At 56.0% G+C, this 23628-nt stretch carries 21 protein-coding genes and 1 pseudogene; 6 read left to right on the forward strand and 16 right to left on the reverse strand.

From position 1 onward, the window contains the following. Positions 1-98: 98 nt before the first annotated feature. Entirely contained in the window at positions 99-785 is a 687-nt protein-coding gene (locus HU811_RS09675; RefSeq protein WP_186655497.1) for a Crp/Fnr family transcriptional regulator, read from the reverse strand. A gap of 87 nt (positions 786-872) precedes the next feature. On the opposite strand from HU811_RS09675, the gene HU811_RS09680 reads away from it, so the two are divergent. Next, positions 873-1397, forward strand: coding sequence for an Mpo1 family 2-hydroxy fatty acid dioxygenase (locus HU811_RS09680; protein WP_186655498.1), 525 nt, complete (start codon positions 873-875; stop codon positions 1395-1397). A 134-nt stretch (positions 1398-1531) separates the two neighbouring features. Here the strand turns inward: HU811_RS09680 and HU811_RS09685 are convergent, their stop codons facing one another. The 9 genes from HU811_RS09685 to dibA form a co-directional block, all read right to left on the reverse strand. Next, positions 1532-3754 (reverse strand): GMC oxidoreductase, encoded by a 2223-nt coding sequence (locus HU811_RS09685; protein WP_186655500.1) that lies wholly within the window; start codon positions 3752-3754, stop codon positions 1532-1534. Next, entirely contained in the window at positions 3751-4263 is a 513-nt protein-coding gene (locus HU811_RS09690) for a sorbitol dehydrogenase (RefSeq protein WP_186655502.1), read from the reverse strand. Before HU811_RS09690 ends, HU811_RS09685 begins: the two co-directional genes overlap by 4 nt. Beyond that, on the reverse strand, positions 4253-5623 hold the full coding sequence (locus HU811_RS09695; protein ID WP_186655504.1) for a cytochrome C: 1371 nt from the start codon (positions 5621-5623) through the stop codon (positions 4253-4255). Before HU811_RS09695 ends, HU811_RS09690 begins: the two co-directional genes overlap by 11 nt. A 424-nt stretch (positions 5624-6047) precedes the next feature. After that, a complete protein-coding gene (locus HU811_RS09700; protein ID WP_092399397.1) occupies positions 6048-7037 on the reverse strand; it encodes a sulfate/molybdate ABC transporter ATP-binding protein in 990 nt (329 codons plus the stop codon). Positions 7038-7040: 3 nt separating this feature from the next. Next, entirely contained in the window at positions 7041-7910 is an 870-nt protein-coding gene (gene cysW / locus HU811_RS09705) for a sulfate ABC transporter permease subunit CysW (protein WP_186655506.1), read from the reverse strand. A 12-nt stretch (positions 7911-7922) separates the two neighbouring features. Continuing rightward, on the reverse strand, positions 7923-8741 hold the full coding sequence (cysT, locus tag HU811_RS09710; protein ID WP_186655508.1) for a sulfate ABC transporter permease subunit CysT: 819 nt from the start codon (positions 8739-8741) through the stop codon (positions 7923-7925). A 146-nt stretch (positions 8742-8887) separates the two neighbouring features. Further along, on the reverse strand, positions 8888-9901 hold the full coding sequence (locus HU811_RS09715) for a sulfate ABC transporter substrate-binding protein (protein WP_092457669.1): 1014 nt from the start codon (positions 9899-9901) through the stop codon (positions 8888-8890). Positions 9902-9951: 50 nt separating this feature from the next. Continuing rightward, positions 9952-10134, reverse strand: coding sequence for a sulfur starvation response protein OscA (gene oscA / locus HU811_RS09720; RefSeq protein ID WP_047230313.1), 183 nt, complete (start codon positions 10132-10134; stop codon positions 9952-9954). Between the two features lie 142 nt (positions 10135-10276). Continuing rightward, complete coding sequence (dibA, locus tag HU811_RS09725; RefSeq protein ID WP_186655511.1) at positions 10277-12184, reverse strand: phosphodiesterase DibA; 1908 nt, start codon at positions 12182-12184, stop codon at positions 10277-10279. A 146-nt stretch (positions 12185-12330) separates the two neighbouring features. On the opposite strand from dibA, the gene desA reads away from it, so the two are divergent. Together desA and HU811_RS09735 are read left to right on the forward strand one after the other, a co-directional pair. Beyond that, the gene (gene desA / locus HU811_RS09730; RefSeq protein WP_092399407.1) at positions 12331-13515 is read left to right on the forward strand and encodes a delta-9 fatty acid desaturase DesA; all 1185 of its coding nucleotides are present in this window, start codon (positions 12331-12333) and stop codon (positions 13513-13515) included. A gap of 275 nt (positions 13516-13790) precedes the next feature. Beyond that, positions 13791-14318, forward strand: a complete 528-nt coding sequence (locus tag HU811_RS09735; protein ID WP_186655514.1) for an isochorismatase family protein — start codon at positions 13791-13793, stop codon at positions 14316-14318. Between the two features lie 76 nt (positions 14319-14394). Here the strand turns inward: HU811_RS09735 and HU811_RS09740 are convergent. Continuing rightward, positions 14395-14574, reverse strand: a pseudogene (locus HU811_RS09740) (serine/threonine protein kinase); the annotation flags it as partial. 505 nt (positions 14575-15079) lie between these two features. Between HU811_RS09740 and HU811_RS09745 the strand changes: the two are divergent. Beyond that, positions 15080-15439, forward strand: coding sequence for a DUF6124 family protein (locus HU811_RS09745; protein ID WP_092457680.1), 360 nt, complete (start codon positions 15080-15082; stop codon positions 15437-15439). 383 nt (positions 15440-15822) lie between these two features. On the opposite strand, the gene HU811_RS09750 is transcribed toward HU811_RS09745, so the two are convergent. The 4 genes from HU811_RS09750 to HU811_RS09765 form a co-directional block, all read right to left on the reverse strand. Further along, positions 15823-16473, reverse strand: a complete 651-nt coding sequence (locus tag HU811_RS09750) for a hypothetical protein (protein WP_186655517.1) — start codon at positions 16471-16473, stop codon at positions 15823-15825. Between the two features lie 129 nt (positions 16474-16602). Next, positions 16603-18012 (reverse strand): hypothetical protein, encoded by a 1410-nt coding sequence (locus HU811_RS09755; protein WP_186655520.1) that lies wholly within the window; start codon positions 18010-18012, stop codon positions 16603-16605. Then, positions 18009-18893: an ATP-binding protein gene (locus HU811_RS09760; protein WP_186655523.1), complete on the reverse strand. Its 885-nt coding sequence runs from the start codon at positions 18891-18893 to the stop codon at positions 18009-18011. Before HU811_RS09760 ends, HU811_RS09755 begins: the two co-directional genes overlap by 4 nt. After that, complete coding sequence (locus tag HU811_RS09765) at positions 18893-20731, reverse strand: AAA family ATPase (RefSeq protein WP_186655525.1); 1839 nt, start codon at positions 20729-20731, stop codon at positions 18893-18895. The genes HU811_RS09760 and HU811_RS09765 overlap by 1 nt, the downstream gene beginning before the upstream one ends. 670 nt (positions 20732-21401) lie before the next feature. Here HU811_RS09765 and HU811_RS09770 point away from each other — a divergent pair. Both HU811_RS09770 and HU811_RS09775 read left to right on the forward strand, forming a co-directional pair. Continuing rightward, positions 21402-22097 (forward strand): hypothetical protein, encoded by a 696-nt coding sequence (locus HU811_RS09770; protein ID WP_186655528.1) that lies wholly within the window; start codon positions 21402-21404, stop codon positions 22095-22097. After that, complete coding sequence (locus HU811_RS09775) at positions 22094-23002, forward strand: hypothetical protein (RefSeq protein ID WP_092399450.1); 909 nt, start codon at positions 22094-22096, stop codon at positions 23000-23002. Before HU811_RS09770 ends, HU811_RS09775 begins: the two co-directional genes overlap by 4 nt. Positions 23003-23197: 195 nt before the next feature. Here the strand turns inward: HU811_RS09775 and HU811_RS09780 are convergent, their stop codons facing one another. Then, positions 23198-23473 carry an HU family DNA-binding protein gene (locus tag HU811_RS09780; RefSeq protein ID WP_186655530.1) on the reverse strand — a complete coding sequence of 92 codons (276 nt, stop codon included), beginning with the start codon at positions 23471-23473 and terminating at the stop codon, positions 23198-23200. Positions 23474-23628: the final 155 nt, after the last annotated feature.

Genomic DNA, 23628 nt, shown 5'->3' on the forward strand with positions numbered 1-23628 from the left:
GCGGGCTTGCTCGCGAAGACGGCAGCACAGTCAACATCACAGCCAACGGGCCCATCGCTTTGGCGAGCAAGCCCGCGCCCACAGATGCTGGGCCGGACTCAGGTTGTGGTCAACGCCCGCAACCGCTCGATATCCAGAATTTCGATCTCGCCATAACCCAGGTGCACAATGCCCTGGCTCTGCAAGTCCTTGAGGATCTGGTTGGTGGTCTGGCGCGACAGTGAGAGCATCAGCGCCAGTTGCTCCTGGGGCAGTTGCAAGACCCGTCGCGCCGGTTCGATTTCGCCGTAGCCTTCGGCGATCATCAGCAGGCGATGGGCAACACGTACCGGGGCGGGCATCAGGCTCAGGTGTTCGAGATTGATGAAGGTCAGGCGCAGTTTGTGGCTCATCAGCCGCGCAATATCTCGCCAATAGACCGGATGTTCTTCCAGAAACGCCATCAACGACGCCTGAGGCAAGTGCAACAAGATGCACTGGCCCACGCCCACCGCGTCATGGGTGCGCGGCTGGCCATCGAACAGGCAGATTTCACCAAACCAGTGGGGCGCTTCCACCACGCTGAGCAGCGCTTCCTTGCCCTGTTCGTTCACTGCGCCGATCCGTACCGCGCCCTCCAATACGGCGTACATCCCGCAGGGCGGGTCACCGCGCTGGAACAGCCGGTGCCCCGGCACCAGGCGGCGCACCCGCGACATTGCCAACAGACTATTCTGTAACTCAGCGGGCAAGTGGCTGTACCAGTGACCGGCCAACAGGTGCGAGTGCCAGGGATGCGTATTCATGGAAACTCCGGGACAAGTGTCGGCTAACTGACAGAACGCCTCGTGGAACCTGGGCATCATGCAGGCATCACCTCAGGAGGAACAACAATGAAAAGCCTCGTTGATCATCTCAGTCAATACGCCGCCTACCACCGCGATCCACGTAACATCGCCACGCACTTCATCGGTATTCCGCTGATTTTCGTCGCCGTAGCTGTGCTGTTGTCACGGCCGGGTTGGCCGGTGGGCGCGCTCCTGGTGTCGCCGGCGCTGCTGGTAGCGGTAGCCAGTGCCTGGTTCTATCTTCGCCTTGAGTTGCGCTTGGGGGTGCTGATGACGGTACTGCTGGCACTGGCGCTATGGCTGGGCCAGGTGCTCGCCGCGCAAAGCACCTGGGTATGGCTGGGCAGTGGCTTGGGGATGTTCGTGGTGGGCTGGGTGATCCAGTTCGTCGGCCACTATTACGAAGGCCGTAAACCGGCGTTCGTCGATGACCTCACCGGGTTGATTGTCGGACCGCTGTTCGTGGTGGTGGAGGCGGGTTTCCTGCTGGGGCTTCGTGGCGAACTGAAGCGGGCCATTGAAGAGCGCGCCGGGCCCGTGATATTGCGCAACCAGCGCTCGGCCGTCTGAAAAACAATGCAACGCCAGACTCTGTGGGAGCAAGGCTTGCCCGCGATGCAAACACCTCGGTGTAGCTGCTAGACCGAGGCGATGCCATCGCGGGCCAGCCTTGCTCCCACAAGAGTCAGGCCCTACCCCTCAAGTTACAGCGCACCAAACTCGACCCGTATCGTCAGCGCGCCGGTGTTATCTTTCAAGCCAGCCCCATATTGCCCGGTCAGGTCATCGTTGATGCACAGTTGCAGTTCCCCCTGCTGGTCGCCCGGAACCTGCGCCAGATCACCCACCAGGAACGGCTTGCCACCATCGCCCACACGACCGATCAAGGCGCCTTCGGCGGCTCCGGGCAAGGCATAGCTGCTGTAGTCGATGTGCCTCGACCCGCCCTTTCCGTCGACATTGCCCCCCTGCGGACTCGCGCACCATAGCCCACTGACGTAGCGAACCACGCGCGGTACCAACCCGTTGATCTGCACTCCAGTGCCCTGCCAGGCGATGTTGGATTGGACCTGCATGGTCACTGCCTTCAGGTCGTTGGCCACGGTGTCCCCGGCCTGGAACGACAGCGCCGCAATCGTCAGGCTGGGGTTCGAGGTGCCCGTGCTGGGGAACACGCCATCACCCACCAGGAACAGGTTCTTGTGGTCCCAACTGCGCTGGTATTTGTCCACCACCGACTTGGCTGGATCATCGCCCATGCGATAGGTCCCCATCAGATGTCCGGCGCCCTGGAAGCTGTAATCTTCGCCTTTGTAGTTGAAGGTTCCTTTGCCAATGGGGGCTGTCAGTTCCACGGCGCCGAGCAGGTCCTTGATGATGTGGCTCGCCAGTATCTTCGCCTGCCTGAAACCTTCCTTGGTGTAATCGGACAGGTCGTAGTGGATTTCCGGCCGAAGAATGCCAAGCCCGTCCTTGTAGTTATCCGTCGAGGGCACGATGTAGCTATTGGCCTGGTCGGGATGGTCTTCCACCTGTTCCACCAGGAAGCCGATCCGAAACTGGCGGATGAACAGCTCGTTGAGTTTTTTGATCAGTGCCGTGCCGTAAAGCGCCTCAGTGGGCGGCGCCGGTGTCTCTTTCGCTGGCAATGGGTTGGTGCGGCTTGTGTTCGTCCCGTCGATAAAATCAGCCACGGTGACGTAAGGATCGCCAACCGGCCAGTTCCAGCCCTCATTGCCGATTTCGATGCGCCATGCCGCTCGCTGGCTGCGGAAAGCACCGTCGCGCAGGCTCTCGATGCCCGCCGTGGACACCGGGCCACGATAGGGGAAAACCGTCTTGCCTTCTGGCATCAGCCCCCACGCCAGGTAAATCGGATGGTCGGACAGACTGCGTCCCACCTGCCCGCTGCTGTTGGCCACACCTTTGGGCCAGTCCGGGGTCTTGGAGTTGAGCAACAATTTAGGGGTTTCGATGGCATGGGCCGCGATCACGTATCGCTGTCCGATGGCCACGCCGTTTCCCGTCTTCGGTCCCTCGCCAAGCTGATATTGAATGAATTCGACACCGTTGATGTTCTTGTCCGAGCCCACGGTCACTTTGCTGGCTACGGTCCGATACATGACCCGGACCTTGCCGGTGGCCAGGGCCTTGTTCATGGTCACCGTGGCGTCGTACTTGGCCTGAATCGGGCAGATCGGTGTGCAGTTGGTATTGCCGGCACACACCCGGCGCCCGGCGTAAGGTTGGGAGTTACGCCCAGCCGGCGTCGGGCTGACGACCAATGGCAAGCCATCGAAAGACTGCCCTGTCACCGCCGTGACAAAACTGCCGTCGACCAGCGACAGCGGGATGCTGTGCATCGGGAATGAATAGCCCTCGGGAAAGGTCATGCCCAGATAAGCCTGGTCGGCGACATTGGCCGACACACCGATTTCCGCCTCGGCCCGGCAATAGGCACTTTGCAGATCGTCGTAGCCGATCGGCCAGTCCACCCCGACGCCGTATTTGCTCTTCAGGCGAAAATCGTTCGGTACCATGCGCAGGCACGTCCCCACCCAATGCCAGGTCGTCCCGCCGCCCACCCGTTCATAGGTGCTGTTGAAGGGCAACGGACCTTTCTGCACCAGGTAACTGATCGCCGGTTTGTCCCAACCCAGGATCAGATCGGCGATGGTTGCCCGCGGGGCATTTTCCTTGGTCGGATCACGCGGTGTATCCAGGGTCGATACCGGAGGATAGGGTGATTCCGGGGTTTTCAGGGTCGCGGTGTAGAAGCGCTCCAGATACTGCGTACGATTGGCCGGAATCTCCGGGCCCGATTCGAGCACCAGCACATCCACGCCAGCCATGCCCAACTGATAAGCGATGATGCTGCCGGCCAACCCCGCACCAACGATGACCACCTCTGCTTGTTCGGTACTCATGACGAAGCTCCTTGCTGCGTGTTGGCGGGTACCCCGGTGTAATCCTCAAGGCTGGGCGGCGTCGTGTTCCAGTAGCCGAAGAACATCTCGCTGTAGCCCATGGGATGAGCCTGGGCGGCTTTCCAGGCCCATCCATTGATATAAGCCTGGTCGGACACCACCGTCTGCTCATCCTTTTTGAAACTCGCCGCGTCATAGGGCTGGTACCAGACGCCCAGCAACCACAGCTTCATGATCGAACGCGCGGCCTTGGCGGTCTGCGTGTCGGCCGGTAGCGTTCCGTCCATCAACACCGCTTGGGCGATCTGATCCGGGGATTGATTGTCCCCCGCCAGGTTGGCGTATTGAGTCAGCAATGTACTGAGCACATCAGGCGTGACTCTTGGCGTGATGAATTCAAGAAACAGCGGTGGCAAACCCACCTGGTCGATCTCCGGCGCCAATCGCTCAGTGGAAATGCCAGTCAGGACCGATGAAAGGCCTACGAAATTCTCCAGATCACTGCTCATGCTTGACTCCTTGTCCAGTCGTGGACTGCGCGCGTTCGAGCAAATAGGTGAAATCCGCGAAGCTGGTGCGCGGGGATTCGGTGACATGGGTCGCCGCATTGCCATGACACGCCATGCAACTGGAAGACCCTTGGGGTACGGTGCCCTGGATGTAGGTTTCCAGCGTGGCGTTGGCCAGGAACAACGGAGCGGGATTGCCTAGCGGGTTGGCGGCTGATATCTGACAGTTGGGCTGTGGTGCCGACGGCCACTGGGTACTGATCAGTTGATAGTTCGCCCAGACGCTCTGCGGATTGACTGTGCGCAACAGGGCCTGATAGGTGGCGTTCAGGGTTTTGGTGGCCTCGGTCAGCGGTATCTCACGCACGATCTGCGAGGGTGTCGCCTTGACCGCCGGATTCCATGGCCGGGGCGGCGGCTGGTTGATGTCGCTTTGGCTGGCAGTGTTGTAGAACAGATAAGGTCCCATTCGTTGGGCCGGGGGCGTGGTCTTTTCGGGTACGTTCTTCACATGTTCAAAAGTCGACCAGACCCATTGCGCTGCGCTGTCGGTCTTGTGAACGATGTGCAGCCCCACCAATCCCACCGGTTCGGACTTGCACGACTCCCCGACAATGGGTCCTTTGCTCGGGTCACTGTTTCCCGGTGTATAGACCAGCGCATCGACGGTGTGAAAATCCTGCGGGCGATCATTGGCGCCCAGCACTTTCCACGACGCTTTCACCATCAGCGCACCGACGTCCTGTGTCTTGGCCGAGCCGCAACTGAAAGCCACGGTGTTGGTCGGGTTTTCGGCAAAAAACTGCTGCTGGCCTTCGATGCTGTACAGACCATTGTCGACAATTGAATCGAACATCGATCGGTTGACCACGATTTCGTTGCGCGTATAGGCACCGTTCTGATCCACCAACGGGCCACTCTCGAAGGGTTGGATAAACTCATCCAGCACATCGGGCACCTTGCCCATCTGCTGCAACAGGCGACCGGGTTTGAGCGACTTGCACGCTTCGGGCAGCGTCGCCGGCGCGTCCCAGGCCAACGGCGCCTGACCCTTGGCCCGGAAGATCTGGTAGCTCTCTTTCCAGCTTTCCCACACCGTCGCCCCATCCTGTTTGCCGATGGGAGTGCCGGTATTTGGATTGCCGTTGTCCAGCGCCGGCCAGTTCAAGGCAATGAACGTCTGCCATGACAGGTCATCGAAATCGCGCTGAAGGCTGGCCAGAGTGGGATGTTCCTCGGCAACCGTGACATCGAAGGGTATCTGCGGTGACAACGTGGGGGTGGCGCTGACGGATGGGCTCAATAAAACGCTTAGCAAGGCACAGCCAAACGGGCCATGCCGACTGACTTCCATTCTCATGCTTTATCTCCTTGGCATCAGGGCGCCAGGAGATAACACCGGTCCGTCATGAACTCTCACTTGCCTCCTGGCAAGTCAGAGTCTAGGTAGGGATTTAGATGGGAAAAGGTATTGGTGTAGAACCAATCGAAGCAAGGTTGGGCGGGGTTATTCAGATTCTGATCGGCGCGTCAGCGGGACCGCCATCGCGAGCAGGCTCGCTCCCACAGGAGACTGGGGGCTGGGCCGCAGATGTTGTGGCCGACACCGCTCCACTTGTGGGAGCGGGCTTGCTCGCGAAAGCGGCGGGTCAGATTGCATCGAGGGTGAATGTGACTACGCCTTCGCGAGCAAGCCCGCTCCCACAGGTTTTTTGGGTGACCCAAAGACTTGTGGTCAAGCCCATTCCACTGTGGGAGCGAGCCTGCTCGCGATGCTTTTGATCTTAAAGGTTCGAGACTTTCTGCCAGACCTTCGGCTTGAAGAACAGCGTCTCGCCCTTCGCCAGGCCCACCAGGCTGTCGTGGTCCTTCACCACTTCAGCTTCGATCAGATCGCTCTGGCCTTCCACCTTCAGGGTCACCCGGGTGGTGGCGCCCAGCGGGCGGATGTCGCGCACTTCGGCGGCGTGGTGCTCCTCCAACTCCGAACGCGACAGCGAGACTTCGTGGGGGCGGAACAGCACATGCCGATCCTCACCCAAGTGCAGGCGGTTCGAGTCGCCGAGGAAGTGATACACAAAGTCGCTGGCGGGGTTTTCGTAGACATCGCCCGGCGAGCCAATCTGCTCGATCACACCCTTGTTCATCACCACGATCCGATCGGCGACTTCCATGGCTTCTTCCTGGTCGTGAGTCACGAACACCGAAGTCAGGTTGATGTCCTCGTGCAACCGCGCCAGCCAGCGCCGCAGTTCCTTGCGAACCTTGGCGTCGAGGGCGCCGAAGGGTTCGTCCAGCAGCAACACCTTGGGCTCCACCGCCAGTGCCCGGGCCAGGGCAATGCGCTGGCGCTGGCCGCCGGAAAGCTGTTCGGGATAGCGGTCGGCAAGCCAGTCCAGTTGCACCATGCCCAACAATTCGTGGACCTTGGTTGCGATCTGGCTTTCGTTCGGGCGTTGGTTCCTGGGCTTCATGCGCAAGCCGAAGGCGACGTTGTCGAACACGGTCATGTGGCGGAACAAGGCGTAGTGCTGGAACACGAAACCCACGTTGCGATCGCGCACATCGTGGCCAGACACGTCCTCGCCATGGAACACGATGTTGCCTTGGTCCGGGGTTTCAAGGCCGGCGATGATCCGCAGCAGCGTGGTCTTGCCGCACCCCGACGGGCCGAGCAGCGCCACCAGCTCACCGCTCTGGATGTCCAGGTTGATGTTGTCCAGGGCCTTGAAGGTGTTGAAATTCTTGCTGACGTTACGGGCTTCAATCGACATGACTTATTCCTCCGCGCTGCTGTTGCGCAGACGGTTGATACGGTTTTCGCTCCACTGCTTGAGCAGCAGGATCAAGAGCGCCAGGATCAGCAACAGGCTCGCCACGGCGAACGCGGCCACGTGGTTGTATTCGTTGTAGAGGATCTCGACGTGCAACGGCAGGGTGTTGGTGACCCCGCGAATGTGCCCGGACACCACCGACACCGCGCCGAACTCGCCCATGGCCCGGGCCGTACACAGCACCACGCCATAGATCAGGCCCCACTTGATGTTCGGCACGGTGACATGCCAGAACATTTGCCAGCCGTTGGCGCCCAGCAGGCGCGCGGCTTCCTCTTCCTGGGTGCCCTGCTCCTGCATCAGCGGGATCAGCTCGCGGGCCACGAAAGGCACGGTGACAAATATTGTCGCCAGTACGATGCCTGGTAGCGCAAACACAATCTGGATGTCGTGATCCGAAAGCCACGGCCCGAACAGCCCCTGGGCGCCGAACATCAGCACGTACACCAGGCCTGCGATCACCGGCGAAACCGAGAACGGCAGGTCGATCAGGGTCACCAGCAAGCTTTTGCCACGAAATGAATATTTGCTCACGCACCATGCGGCGCTGACACCGAACACCAGGTTCAGCGGCACCGAGATCAGCACCGCGATCACCGTGAGCTTGAGCGCCGACAAGGCATCGGGTTCGAAGATTGCGGCGAAGAACGCCCCCAGACCCAGCTTCAGTCCCTGGGAGACCACGATGAACAGCGGCAGCAGCAGAAACAGCGCAAAAATCAGCCAGCCAAGGCCGAGCAGGACTCGCCGCGAAGCTGCACTGCCACGGCGAGCGGCGTTGGTGGAGGTCGCGTAAATAGACGTCTGGGACATGTCCGTGCCTCCTTATGGGGTTTCGATGCGCCGCTGCAGCAGGTTGATCAGCAGCAACAGGAGGAAGGAAACCACCAGCATCAGCACGCCGATGGAGGTGGCGCCGGTGTAGTCGTATTGGTCGAGCTTGACCATGATCAGCAGTGGCAGGATCTCGGTTTTCATCGGCATGTTGCCAGCGATGAAAATCACCGAACCGTACTCACCCACACCACGGGCAAACGCCAGGGCGAAGCCGGTCAGCCAGGCCGGCAGCAACGCCGGCACCAGGATGTGACGAACCACTTGCCATGGTTTGGCGCCGAGACAGGCGGCGGCTTCTTCGACTTCACGGGGAATATCGGCCAACACCGGTTGCATCGTGCGCACCACGAACGGCAGCGTTACGAAGGTCAGCGCCAGGGTAATGCCCAGCGGGGTGTAGGCGATCTTGAAACCCAGGTCGGTGGCAAACTGGCCCACCAGACCTGTCGGTGCATACAACGCCGTCAGCGCGATGCCGGCCACGGCCGTAGGCAGGGCGAATGGCAGATCGATCATTGCATCGATGATCTTGCGACCGGGAAAGGTGTAGCGCACCAGCACCCAGGCCAGCAGCGTACCGATCACGCCGTTGATGATCGCCGCGCACAGAGCAGTGCCGAAGCTGAGCTTCAAGGCCGCCAGCACTCGTGGCGCCGAGATGATTGCCCAGAACTGCTCCCAGGTGAGCTGGGCGGCATGCACGAACATTGCCGCCAGCGGTATGAGCACAATCAGACTGAGGTACACCAGGGTGTAGCCCAGCGTCAGCCCGAAGCCGGGTATGACCGGTGAGATGCGACGCGACATAAAAGTCCTTGGGTGAAAACTCGCAGGGTGCGCAACCTGTGGGAGCGGGCTTGCTCGCGAAAGCGGTGTGTCAGGCAACATCAACACTGACTGTCCAGCCGCCTTCGCGAGCAAGCCCGCTCCCACATGGATGAGGCTCTATCAGCTCACTGCGCCTGATAAATCTGATCGAACACGCCGCCATCGTTGAAGAACTTCGGCTGGGCGGTTTTCCAGCCGCCGAAGTCCTTGTCGATGGTCACCAATTCCAGCTCAGGGAACTGCCGGGAATACTTGGCGGCAACGTCTTTGTCCCGCGGGCGATAAAAGTTTTTCGCCGCGATCTCTTGTCCAGCCGGGCTGTACAAGTGTTTGAGGTAGGCTTCGGCGATCTCGGCGTTGCCCTTTTTCCCGGCGTTCTTGTCCACCACTGCCACCGGTGGTTCGGCGAGGATCGACAACGACGGCACGACGATGTCGAACTTGTCCGCGCCACCGTCTTCCTTCAATGCCAGGAAAGCTTCGTTTTCCCAGGCCAGCAGTACGTCGCCCTGACCGTTGTTGACGAAGGTAATGGTCGAACCCCGGGCGCCGGTGTCGAGGATCGGCACGTGCTTGAACAGCGCTTGCACGTATTGCTTGGCCTTGGCTTCGTCACCACCGTTAGCCTTGAGGCCATAGGCCCAGGCCGCGAGGAAGTTCCAGCGAGCGCCACCGGAAGTCTTCGGGTTCGGCGTGATGACCGACACGTCCTCCTTGATCAGGTCGCCCCAGTCTTTGATGCCCTTGGGATTGCCCTTGCGCACCAGGAACACGATGGTCGAGGTGTACGGCGTGCTCGCTTCGGGAAGACGCTTTTGCCAGTCCACTGGCAAGGACCTGCCCAGCCTGGCGATTTCATCGATGTCGCCGGCCAGGGCCAGGGTCACCACGTCGGCCCGCAGACCATCGATCACCGCCCGGCCTTGCTTGCCCGAGCCGCCGTGGGACTGTTGGATCTTCACGGTGTCATCCGGGTGTGCTTTGCTCCAGAAACTGACGAATTCGGCGTTGTAATCCTGATACAGCTCGCGGGTAGGGTCGTAGGACACGTTGAGCAACTCGTAATCCTTGGCAAAGGCGGACCCTGCAAAAACAGCACTGGCCAATACAGCCAAGGCATAACGGCGAATGGACGGCATGGTGAAAACTCCTGGAATTCCGGTTTTTTATGGCTGTGAAGTGTTGGTCTTCAACCCGGTTTGTGGCTCGGCTGCTGCAACCGGAATTTTTCCTTGCGCTCGATCTGGACGACTTGCGCGTTGTGCACGGTGATTTCCACCGCGCCAAAACGAAGGTCCCGCAAGGCATTCAGGATCTCGCGCAACAGGGTTGCTTCGTCCTGACCGTCAACGCTGCGTAGAGATGCGCTCATGCTATTGCTCCTTGAATGCCTGGAAGTGGGCGGCACCGTTTGTGGCGTAGGAGCGATACTAGAGAGGCTTAGATATTCTTAAAAAGACTATTTAAGAATTTTTATATAACCAAAAACACAAGTTGCCGATGTGCAAAGGCTATTAATTGATGGCGGGCGCGTGCGCCCAATCCAGCTGCTGCGCGGCAACAGGACGCCCGAACCAGTAGCCCTGCCCCATCCCACAGGCGTGTTTCAGCAGGAACGCGGCCTGCTCGCGCTGCTCGATGCCTTCGGCTTGCACTTGCATGCCCATGCTGCGGGCCAGGGCGATGATGACCTGGACAATCGCTGCGTCGTCTTCATCCCACGGCAACCCGGCAACAAAGCCCTGATCAATCTTGAGCTTCTGGACGGGCAGGCGTTTGAGTCGCAGCAGCGACGAATAACCGGTACCGAAATCATCGATAGCCAGTCGCACCCCCAATTCCCGCAGACGGTGCATTTGCTCCAGGGCCACTTCCGGATCGTCCATCACCGCGCTTTCGGTCACTTCCAGTTCCAGACAGGCCGGGTCCAGGCCTGAAACGTGCAGTACCCGCGCAACCTGCTCGTACAACTCGCGACGGGCGAACAGCCGACTGGAAACGTTGACCGCGACAAACGATAACGCCACCCCGGCCTCCTGCCATTGACGCATCTGTCGACAGGCCTGCTCCATGACCCAGGCATCGATTTGGGCTATCAGCCCGGTGCGCTCGGCGATGGGAATGAACTCGGCCGGCGAAACCAGCCCGCGCTCGGGATGTTCCCAGCGCACCAAAGCCTCGACACCGATCAAGCGGCTGGTCGCCAGATCGTGTACCGGCTGGTAATGAACCCGCAGCTCCTGCTGCTGGAGCGCGCGTCGCAGTTCGAAAGCGATCTCGACCCGTTGTTGGGCATGAGCGGTGAGTTCTTCGGTATACAAGGCGTAGCCATCGCGCCCGGCACTTTTAGCCTTGAACAGCGCGGAATCTGCATTGCGCAGCAGTTGCCCCGCGCTGAGGGCATCCCCGGGAAACAGGCTGATGCCCACACTGGCATTGATGAACAAGAGCTGGTTTTCGAGACACACCGGCTCTTTGAGGGCATCGATAATGCGCTGAGCCAGAATCGCCGCCTGCCCCGGCTGCGAGCAATTTTCCACCAGCACCGCAAACTCGTCGCCCCCCAGCCGGGCCAAGGTCACGCCCGGCGCAAACAGCCCCCGGAATCGCTCGGCCACGCTCTTGAGCAATTGATCGCCAACGTGATGCCCCAGGCTGTCGTTGATGTTCTTGAAGTGGTCCAGGTCCACCAGCAACAAGGCGCAGCCGCGTTTGTGCAACTGCGACGACGCCAGGGCCTGCTCGGCGCGATCGGAAAACAGCAGGCGATTGGGCAGACCGGTCAGCGGATCGTGGTGGGCCAGGTACGCCAGTTCGTGCTCCGAATCCTTGATGGCACTGATGTCCGAAAACACCGCGACGTAATGGCTCACCTGACCGTTATCGTCGCGAATGACGCGGATCGTCTGCCATTGCGGATAGATCTCACCGCTTTTTCGCCGGTTCCAGATCTCGCCGCTCCACTCGCCAAGGCTGCCCAGGGACGCAAACATCTCCTGGTAGAAATCCGCCCCGTGACGGCCAGATTTGAACAGGTTGGGCCGCCGGCCCAGCACCTCCTCCCGGGCATACCCTGTAATCGCCATGAAGGCACGATTGACGTGCACGATCAGGCCGTTCGGGTCCGTCACCAACACCCCTTCGCGCGTGCAATCGAAGACGGCGGCGGCCTGGCGCAAACGTTCGCCGTCGGCACGGTGTTCGCCTTTTCCGAAAAGCCGGGATATCCGCACACCCGCCAGGAAAACCAAGCCGGCGCTGACCAGGACCCAGGCATACCCGTTGATCAACTGCCAGCGAAGCTGATCGGCGGATTGATCGAAAAAGCTGCTCAGTAAATAACCAACCAGCTGCAGCCAGACGACCGACAGCACGAGATAAAGCAGTGCTCCACGCATGGCGCTACGGTGATAAATGGTCATCAGGTCATCCATGTCCCCACAAAGAGGCGGGAATTATAGAGTAAGAAACATCCTGCCACTGTTATCTGAAAGGCCGACTGGTTTTATCTGTACGGCAGGTGATAATGCAACGGCTGTTTCTATCTTTATCGAGGGCCCTATAGCCTATGTGGTACGAAGGTTTTCTTGGCTTGTCGCCCTGGTCACTGGTGGCAGTCACCCTGCTGATGACCCATGTCACGATCATTGGCGTCACGGTCTATCTGCACCGTTATTCGGCTCATCGCTCCCTGGAGCTCAACGCCGGCCTTAAACATTTCTTCCGCTTCTGGCTGTGGTTGACCACGGCGCAGAACACCCGCGAGTGGACCGCTATCCACCGTAAGCACCACGCCAAATGCGAAACCGTCGATGATCCCCACAGCCCGGTGATCAAAGGCCTGTCCACCGTGCTGCGCAAAGGCGCCGAACTCTATCGCGCCGAAGCGGAAAACCCCGAAACCCTGCGCATCTATGGCAAGAACTGCCCTGATGACTGGATCGAGCGCAACCTTTACAGCCGCTTCCCGATACTGGGCGTGGCGATCATGGGCGTCATCGACCTGCTGCTGTTCGGCACTATCGGCATCACCATCTGGGCCATCCAGATGATGTGGATTCCGGTCTGGGCCGCCGGCGTGGTCAATGGCCTGGGGCATGCCGTGGGCTACCGCAACTTCGAATGCCGCGACGCGGCGACCAACCTGGTGCCCTGGGGCATCCTGATCGGTGGCGAAGAACTGCACAACAATCACCATACCTACCCCAATTCGGCCAAGCTGTCGGTACGCAAATGGGAGTTCGACCTGGGCTGGGCCTGGATCCAGGTATTCAGTTTCCTGCGCCTGGCCAAGGTCCAGCGCGTCGCGCCGATCGCCCACCGTGTCGAGGGCAAGGGGCATCTGGACATGGACACCGCCATGGCGATCCTCAACAACCGTTTCCAGATCATGGCCCAGTACCGCCGGCTGGTCATCGCGCCGCTGGTCAAGCAGGAACTGGAAAAAGTCGATCACTCGGTCCGCCACCAATTCCACCGTGCCAAACGCCTGTTATCGCGGGAAACCAGCCTGCTGGATGAGCGCCACCACGCGCGCATCCAGAGCATGTTGGAACACAGTCAGGCGTTGAAGGTGATCTACGAAAAACGCTTGGCCTTGCAGCAAATCTGGGCCAAGACCAGCAGCAACGGCCACGACATGCTCGCGGCCATCAAGGAATGGATTCACGAAGCCGAGGCCAGCGGCATCCAGTCCCTGCGCGACTTCGCGGACCAGCTCAAGACCTACTCGCTGCGGCCTGCAACGGCCTGATAAGCAACCCCGCCATCCGGCGCAATGCTGTTCACTTAATAAAGATGGCGCTTCTCCTAGAGTGGGGAAGCGCCGTTTTTTTAGGGCTTTGTGTGCTAGTGTCGAGCTATGACCCATTATTGCCTCACCTCGACTACCACCACCACGACCGCTGAAAGCGGAGCGTGCGAGGTGTCGTGAGCCAATAGCAGACGAACTTCAAAGGCCCGCCAGCGATGGACAGGGCCTTTTTTTACGCCCTTGTGTCGCTGGCTCAAACGCAAGGAGATGCACCCATGTACGCCCTGTTGATACTCGATATCCAAGTCGGGCTTGTTCACGGCCCGGAAAAACCATGGCGCTGCGAAGAGTTGTTGGCAATAGTGAATACCCTGATGGACAAGGCACGCAGCGCTGGCGCTCCGATTTTTCTCGCGCGCCACATCGGGCCCGAGGGATCTCCAATCGGACCAGGCAGCCCGTTGACGATGGTTGCGCAGGAACTGAAGCTTCTGGGTGAAGAGGTGGTATTCGAAAAACGGCGGCCCAACGCCTTCGAAATGACCGACCTGGCGGACAATTTACGGTCTCGCGGGGCTACCGGCGTGGTGATCACTGGCATGAAAACTCAATACTGCGTCGACAGCACCTGCCGTGCGGCTCGTGATCTTGGCTTCGACGCGGTACTTATCGCCGAAGGCCATACCTGTTCAGACACGCCAGTGATGAAAGCCAAGGACATCGTTGCTCATCACAATGCAACGCTTGAAGGGCCGTTCTGCCGACTGGTTCGGGCTGAGGAGTGGAGCTTCCAGCAGAACTGAAGCTAAGGGAATGCACAGGGCTTGCCGGCCACAAGAGGCATGGCCGGCACGTTCATGATCATTGCTCGCAACCGATTCACCACCAGGACGCCTCAGCACCCAAGGCGTCACGCAACTGCGCCGCAGTTATGCGGCGCTGCCCCGGATCAAACGCCAGCGCCACGCGCAACGCCGCCCAGCAACGCTTGGGCAAATTGCGCGGCGCCTTGAGTTCGAGCTCCATGCGGGCGTCTCGAGCTTGGGTTGAAGGTAAACGGCTGCCCTCCAATTAAAATTCACCAATTTTATGCGCTGCATGCCCATGAGAAACGGGGGGAGGTCAAGCTGGATTTGATGCGCAAACGGGATGACCGGTGCAGCGCCCAGTGTTGAGGCGACGTTTTGGTAAGTCCTCTCCCACAAATTGCAGGCATCCTTCAGACCGCGCCTACGGCCCGATTGTCGCGCTTGCGCCAAGCTACGCATCCTTGCGCCTTTGCCTACAACTACGCCAGAATTCGCCCGCTTGTGCGCCTTGTCTCCGGGCTCTATCGTTTTCCCTGCCACTGCCCATCAGTGGTCGGGTTTAGTAGCCCGGACTGTCACTACGGTTGCATGAGTCTCATCCAGTCAGGCATTCGCCTGCACTCGATGGTGGCTGTGCGCATGGCGCCTTCGGGCGCGCCGGTTTGGTGACTTCACCGGTCTACTAACTTGCGCACAGCTGCCACCAATTCGTTTAGTAGCGAGAAGGTTGCGGCCCTATTAATAAGGAAGTCCCAATGTTCAAACCTACTCCGAATCCCCCCGAAACAGATCACACTGCCCCATCCCCCAAATCCAAAGCCAAAAAACACGACGAAGCCGCCAAGCGCGCCCTGGATTTCTACCTGTTGCCAAAACAGACGAAGCCCAAAGACGCCACCAAACCGGGCCAGTTGTTCACCGTCGTGAAAGACATCGACAACGAATCCCTGCTGGCCAACCTCAGCGAAACCCTGGCTTCGGCCGATGCTATGGTCAGCGACCTGGCCTTCGAGCTGGAAGGCTCGCGCCGCCACTTTGCTCTCGGCATTCAGCAGCTGATTGAACTGAGTTCGTTATTGGCGAACCGGGTGCTGGATAACGTTGATCCGCGATAACAAACCATCCGATATCAAACCCGACGTATTGCGTCGGGTTTGATGTATTTGCATCTGACAGCAGCTTTCCTAGCGAGCCTGTCTCATTTCATCGATGGGTTGCGCTTTCGCTTCGCTGTCTCACCTATGGACACCTAGCAAACGCCCCAAGCACTAACGACTGTCGACCCTCGCCTGCTATCGTCCATTAGCTACCATTTGTGACCGGCAGCAATCGGCCAAAGAAAGACGTTCAGACGAGGGTGGCTTCCAGCCAATAGCCGTCATTGGGGAGATCAACCCGTTCCGTCCCTCCGAATAAGCTACAAAGCCAGTGGTGATTAGTTTTGATGAAGGACCGGCGTATAGCTAAAGCTAAGTCATCACCCTACAACGTATTAACTCTAAACTAGAAAATATTGCGTAAATATAGCTTTTAACCAAGGAAAGTAGTCATCATCAGTCATTACTTTCGTAATGCTCTCGCCTTTTTGACCAATCGTAAAAGAATCAAGGCTACCGCTGTTCATTTTAAAGATAAAGTCATTCGGTAATTCCAGCGTCGAATCATAATACTCATCTTGCATCAGGGAAAAATCCATCTCATATGGAAATCTATCGAGAATTTGCCCGACCGCAAAGATGAATAGCTCCACAATATCAAGATAGTCTTCCACCTGCTCTGTAGTCGGCACAATATATTCGTGCTCGACACGGTTTCGTGTCTTATTTAATCTGGACAAAATGCGAGGTGACAATACTCCGCATTTCGAAAGGTACTCCAGTCGCTTGTCAAATCCTAGCTGTCTATTTTTGTAGGCAACTTTCCACCCTAGGGCATCGCACAGAGTTTCTGTCTGCAGATGGAAAGCTCTTTTGGCGTTTCCAACAGCATTAATTAAAGCCCGCCCCCCATCCTGCTCGTCAAAGTCCTGCTTTGCATATTCCAAATAAGTTGATGGTAAAATTTTTGCCTGATGATTCACCCAACTATAAGTCCCTCCATCATTGATATAGTGGGAAATGTACTCTGGTTTTAAGTTCTTAACGCTCATTTACAGCTCGCAAATTAGGAGGATATTTAATGATATAAAAGCTAGTTCATTTTTTTGAATGACGCTTGTGTTGTAGCGTAAGTTTTCCACTTACTAAATCGTCAAGCGCCAAACTATTTTCCCGGATTGTTACGCGCTATCGAAAAGCCTCTTGACTCCATCAAGCAAAGCATTAATCCTTCTAGTGTCACAGCCCGGATATTTAAGTTGCCTTACAAGGTAACTGTACGCTACAGCAGCACGCTCACGTTTCCCCACCGATACCGCTTCCGCCCAAGTTCTGCAGTTATTAAAGAAATCAGGTGACGGGCATTCTGTATCTACAAAGTCAGGTTTTCCCCAGTTCCGTGCTGTATTGTCACTTGGCCAATCGCTTTGTTGATAAGGGCCTTCAGGGTGAAAGAATACGCTAAGCTCGTACGTAATTGGGTCTGTACTCAGCGGACGCTCTCCTACATCACCGTAATCAATCAATACCGGAATCTGATCGGGCGAAACTAAAACATTGAGCCCATGCAAATCCCCATGTACACAGCCCCATTTAACTTGAATTGAGGTTGCTTCAAATCGTTCCACCCAGTCATGCTCAATAAGTCCGGCCACAGATTGAAAGCTTTCTTCATCAATGAATGATCTTCTTATATCACGAATTGTAGTGCGACATTGAGGGGCAGAGTCCGTCCATCGAAGCAGAATGCTCTTCAATCTGTCGATAATGGCTATGGAATTTTGCTCTACAAAAGAGAAGCCATTAAGTTCTGATGCCGCTGCTAAACTGTAAAAGACACCAGATGTTTTTTTGGCTCCATACACAAGCATCGCAACTTTTCTAGGGGTGGCATGAGGTTCGAGTCTTGATATAAATCTGTCGTGCCGCTCGACTTCATCTTGAATATTGGAAGGTAAACCAATTTTTGCAATTGAGTTGTGAATCCTTACTCCAGCACCATCATTAACCTGAAGCTTATAAACAGATGCGTCAGACAGCCCACCACTTATCCTAGATACATTACAATATACACCTCCGGCAGATGCGACGAATATCCTAATTAGTCTTGATGTGGCAATATCTAGTTCGAAATTTGCATTAATCTCAACTTCGCATACAGAGTCAAAAGCTTCGAGATAAGGTTTGATTTTCTCGTCAAGATTATTGATTCTGTGCTTTGGTTGGAAACCTATCATTGAAAGCTCTTTTCCATGTCCCCATATGTCAACTTGGTGACTGAGCGCCATCATTTCAGGAAGGAATTGTTCGGCAGATGAGCCAGTTAGCATAAAAACTGGAGTCCCTGGAGCATGGGAAATTGATATATCTAATAAATTACGGCCGTGTTGAGGGTCGCTATCCATACTTCCAGTGTTTGTTGGAAGTCTTAAATCCAAGAAAATGAAATCGAAAAAATCAGACTCAATCAAACTTTTAGCCGACTCGAAATTTTCGGCGACTGTGTACTGAGGGTCGCGGCATAATGCATTCACTCGGGATTTAATTTCTTCAACAAAGTCTGCGTCATCTTCGACAATTAAAATATTCACGAGTTTAAGCTCCATCTTAATTCAAATACAGCTCCCTCTGATTCAGAGTTTCGGAGCTCCACTTTACCTTGAAGGGTTTCGATAGCTTGTCGTGCGATTCCAAGCCCGAAGCCTAAGTGTCCAGATTTGCTTGTTTCTCCAAGAGTGAATGAGCGCGCTGGGTTACTGGGCAGTCCTGGACCATTGTCAATTACACTGATCCAGATATCACGGTCGGTCTGGCCCCAGCTAATTACCAATGAAGCTCTTCTTTCTTCGGTCGAAATGGATGCGGCCGCCTCCATCCCGTTTTTAATACCATTACAAAGGGCTAACCTTAGTAGGCCGCGGTCACAAAATATGACTAAAGGGGTTCTACCAACTAGGGACACTTCAACTTTTCTATTTGTTATTTCTAGCTCTACAACATCCTTGATAAGAGTAGGTAGATCCATTTCTATTGGTTGAGGAACGGAAGTTGCTTTCTTCAGCTCTTCAATGCCATCAAAAATATCTTGAAGGTGCTCAATGCGAGATTTCGAGCGAGACTCAGAATAGCTAGGTATTTCTTTTGATAGCGTGCTTGCTAGAAGCCCAAGTTTAGATCCAAGCTCATGAAGGAGGAGGCCTGCCACCCACTCAATAGCTTCTGCCTTTAATTTCTTTCGAACATCCTGAGGTACAGAATCCGGCTCATCTTCCTCAATAACTGGCTCAAGGCTTAAATTACTGATTAAACGTTCAATTCGTCTAATCAGCATGCGGTCCGTTTCGGCAGCTTTGATTCTCAGTAGTTCGTGGGTATCTGTTTCTATCGCAAGGTGCTCTAGCTCACGGACTGCTTTAAATCTGGCATGCGAATTCCCGCTTACTAGGGCAGTTAGGGCTTCCTCGCGAGTCATTATTTTATATGCTCCCCGTAAAACCTAGCTCTTTGACTAAAAGCTTTAGCCCCACCTTCCATGACGGTACTTATTGCATTCACAATACTGACTTCATCTAGTGGCCCAGATGACAAACGAAAGCCTCTGCGCCCATCAGAACCCAAGTGCAATACCAAGTCAGCATCTCCCAGTACTGGGATGTTAGGGTTATGGGTCGAGAATATAGTTTGGCCTTGCTCGCCTCGCGATAAAATAACTTTAATTAAAGTTTCTGCGATGAATGCGTTATCAATATGGTCTTCCGGCTGATCGACGATTAGCATTCTGTTCATATGAGAAAGTATCAGCGGCAGTACAACTGTGCAGCGCTGTCCTGTTGAAAGTTCTGATATGTCTTTATAATCCGTTCCATCCAACAACTGCAGAGATGCATCATCTTCTATGTTTATAGTGCATATCTCACCCAGATCGCAACTTTTTAGGTGAGAAAGAAGTCGCGACGCCCTGTCTGAGGTTATATTGGCTGCATCTTCGACTAATGAAACATCAAAGTTGTCGACTGCTTCAAGCAGTGCACGAGGACTGATATTGTTCGCTATCGCCTCAACCGCGTCGCCATATCTTAGGCCGCTTCCTCTCAGGGCTTCCAAAATTGCAGCGGCGAAAACCTTGGATTGGCCATTCCTAAATACTGAAACCTTAATATTTGGCGCTACAATTTTATTAAGAGAATCGGCTGCATATGATCTAGCGAAGAATCTTTCTTCACGTATCTCGTCTAGTTTGTCGAGCGCTTCTGATCTTGTGCTTATCAGCTTACTAAGTGACGCTTTTTTGGGGGCGAGAAACGTGCTAATTGATTCTAGTTTTGCGATACTTTCCCGAAGTTCCTGGCCGCGCCTCAGTATGCTACCTGAGCCGGACTGGATACTTTCTATTTCTTGTCGTAATTGACGGGCTTGATCCTCCATTGATATTTTGTTGGTGGAGAAATTGCTGAGCACCGTCTCTAGTTCACTATATATATTCAGAACATTGCCAAGTTCAGAAATTAGATTGGTCTTAACTGTGTTAATTTTCTCTAAAATCGGATTAAGTATTAGCGCTGCTCCGTGTTCCAGGCTTATAGAGTTAATTGGTGCATTATCTATTCCTTTCTTGACCTCGTGACTCCAGTTAGCAACACTGTTTTTTATTCTTGATATGTTTTCCACCATCACGCCTGCGCTGGAGATAGTGTTATTTTGCACAGAGAGAAGATGCGTTTTTTGTTTTAAATTTTCAGATGTTTTTGAAACATTTTCTTCTGCCGGAATTATTAACTTAAGCTCTTCTCTTAATGCCGGTAGTGCTTTTTGAGTCAGCTCGAGCTCTTCAATTTCGCGCCTACTTTCTTCGATTTGCTGTGTAAGATTCCTACATTCCGTTATTAGCTCTCTTTCCTGAGCTTCGGTATCAGGTTTGTTTTTAACGAATCCATCTATGAGCTTCAAACGTCCAGTAGCTTCAAGACCAACCGTCTCGATTTCAGTTTGCGAGAAGATTACTGGCTTTCTAAATTTAGCAGTTGACCTCGGCGCCGGATCGTTAGCGGTACGACTTACCAGTATAGTATTCTCACCGTCGGTGAGTGTGATTGTGACTTGCCCAGATCCTAAAACGGAGAGCGCGTGATCTTTGCTCCGCCTAGTGGTTTCTGCTGTTGTGCTATTCACGTCGAGGCAGAATCTGATTATTTCTATGAGTGATGTTTTTCCGGTTCCCCTTGCCCCGATTATCGCGTTCAGCCCTGGTGTGAATTTCACATCTAGGCCATCCAAGAAGCCTTCCTCTATCTGTACGCGCTGTATATACATTAGATACTCAATCCTTTGTTTGCAGTAGGTCGTTCAAATATCCCCCTCTTCAGTGTCTGTTTCCCAGCAAGGAAATGGACGTTGAGGAGAAAGGTCGAGCTGCCGGTTCGTCGGGTGCCTAGCCAAAACTCAGCGCCCAGGATGGGGAAATCTTAGCACTGAAGAATTGAACTTTATTGAGCCTTTCGTGAAACGCCCTCAGTATCGGATATGCCTAGCTTTCGGCCCGATGGTGAGACACCTTCCAGATCACAATCGGCCTGCTCAAAGACCGCTTCTGGCCGATTCTGTTGAAAAAGTCGGTCTGCCCAAACTGCCTGATCATTGACTGGTGAAAATGCCTTTTTTGCACGCTGCTACGTGAAATCCGAGTCCGGAAGCCTCTGCCAAAAGTAAAGATTTCAATCTCGGACGCGTACTTTTCTGATGCGCAAACCATGGCCGACTTTTTCAACAGAATCGGCCGATAGCTGCCCGTCGGAACAAACCGCACAAGCCCGTATGCGTCCTATAGATCCACGGGGATAACATCCACGCGGCTTCAAAATTTGCAATTTCCTACAGAGCGTCCTGTAACCCAGCTGAAAAAAATATATCAATCTGCCACTATAGTCCTGCCCGATGCTGCCGACACAGGCAGCATCGTTTTTAAATCATAAGGACTTGATGCATGTCTTTTCACACCTTCCGCACCCTCGCCGCACTGACGTTACTCGCCTGCCTCACGCTTACCGGCTGCGCCCACGTTCAACCTCCCGTACCGCTGGACAATCAGTTCTGGGATGCCAAGGAACCAACCATCGGTGTGGCAATTACCGTAGTGCCGGAGCCTGTACTGGCGCTGACCGGCAATCAGGGTCTTCTGGATTTGGCTATCAACAAGGGCGTTAACAGTTCGCTCAGCGACAATGTCGAGAAATGGCAAGTCAACGACCTCAACACGCTGCCGGATGCCATTGTCGCCAAGTTGCAGGCCAAGGGTTACAAGGCCAAGCGTATCGACGAGCCGGTGGATCTGAAGGTCTATAAGGAAGTCAGTTTCCGCGAAGGCTACACGGTCCGCGACCTGACGCCGCTGAAGGCGACTTACGGGGTGGATCGCCTGCTGTTGGTCAACATTCTGGCTACCGGCGCCACTCGCAGTTATTACAGCGTCGTGCCGACCAGCGTGCCGATGGCGCAGGTGGGCGGGCAAGGCATGGTGGTTGATCTGGCCGACAACAAGCTGCTCTGGTTCAAACCTTTTGCCGTCGTGCAGGCCGCTCAGGGTGAGTGGGACGAGCCCAACTACGCCAATTTGACCAACGCGTTCTACCAGGCGATGGATACCAGCCGCCAGCAAATGATCACCCCGTTCGAACAATGAAGCGGGCGCTGATCGCGGCCGGCACGCTGGCCCTGCTGGTGCTGGCCGGTTGTGCGCAAAAGCCTGCGCCGCCGGCCGGTTTCAAGTCGCAAGATGCGGTGACCTACGTCCAGGCCCATGGGCTCAAAGTGGATGTACAACTGCCGCCGGCCTTTGTGGGGGCCAGCACTGTGGTCGACGCCAAGGCCGCGCAGCAGGCCGCGTCGTCGAGCCATAATCTGATCGCCAGTTCCGGCAACACTGCCGGGCTTGCCGGTTTGCTGGTCGCCAGCCTGATCAACACTCAGATGGGCAGCGGCAGCTTGCAGCGGGATGCGGAAACCGCCGCCGCCAAGGAGTCGCGCCCGCTGGCCGACCTGTTGGCGGGCGTGCCGTTGCAGGAGCGTTTGCAACAGCGTTTCCAGCAGGCTTCGCTGGCGGCCGGCCTCAAGCAGGGAGCAGGGCCCGTGACCGCGCGCCTGCTGGTCGAACCTAAACTGATGCTCACTCCTGATCGCGGTAGTTTCGTGCTGATCAATCAAGTGCAGGTTCAGGATATTGCCGGTTCGGCGCTGTACCGCATGCGCATTGAAGTCACCAGCCAGCCGATTCGGCGCTGCGGCAAACGCTGCATCGACGATGGCAGCCTGGATCTGACGCAAGTCACGGCGGTGCTGGACGAGTGCATTGATGAATCGATGCGCGTGCTGACCACTGACCTGATGCTGCCGACCCCACCGCCAGCCGCCCAGGAAACCTTGCGTTATGTGCTCGATGGTCAGCGCGTGGTCGAACGCGGATATCAATTGGCCCACAACGGCAGTTACTGGCGTTATCGCAACCTCTACGGCGCGGTGAAATCAGTGCCGGTGCCGTTCGAGGATGCGCTGACAGAGGCGCAGTTGCAGAAGGTATACGGGCGTTAATCTGGGCTGCGCCGCCGAGCGGGGATAAATCTCCTCACTACAACCAACAGGCGGCCATCGCGAGCAGGCTCGCTCTCACCTTGGCGGTTTGGGGCCTTCGATGTTCGGGACAAAAGCCATAAAAAAAGGGCATCCGACTCAATCGGCATGCCCTTTTTTTCTACCGTTGCCCCCTAACCGGGGAACCCGCGGCGATTATGGATTGACGCTGTCCTTCAACATTTTGCCCGGCTTGAAGGCGACCGTGTTGCTGGCCTTGATTTTCACCGGCTCACCGATCTGTGGGTTTTTGCCGGTACGCGCGCCGCGGTGGCGCTGCAGGAAGGTGCCAAAGCCGACCAGGGTGACGCTGTCTTTGCGGTGCAGGGCGCCGGTGATTTCTTCGAGAACGGCGTTGAGGACGCGGTTGGCTTGCTCTTTAGTGAGGTCTGCCTTTTCCGCGATGGCGGCGGCGAGTTCTGGTTTACGCATGAATGAAGCCCCTTTTGACGGTTTTTTTGTTGTTATGTCTGGGCTGTACTCATGGGAACAGCCCCTAAGGCGCCGCAGGCTCTACTCTGCGGCAGACGGGAGTGAGGATGGCACGGGGCCGCAGGCGACGCCAGTGTCAGGGTGGCCTTTGTCGC

It is taken from the genome of Pseudomonas tehranensis (assembly GCF_014268615.1).
In the GTDB taxonomy this organism is placed as follows: domain Bacteria; phylum Pseudomonadota; class Gammaproteobacteria; order Pseudomonadales; family Pseudomonadaceae; genus Aquipseudomonas; species Aquipseudomonas tehranensis.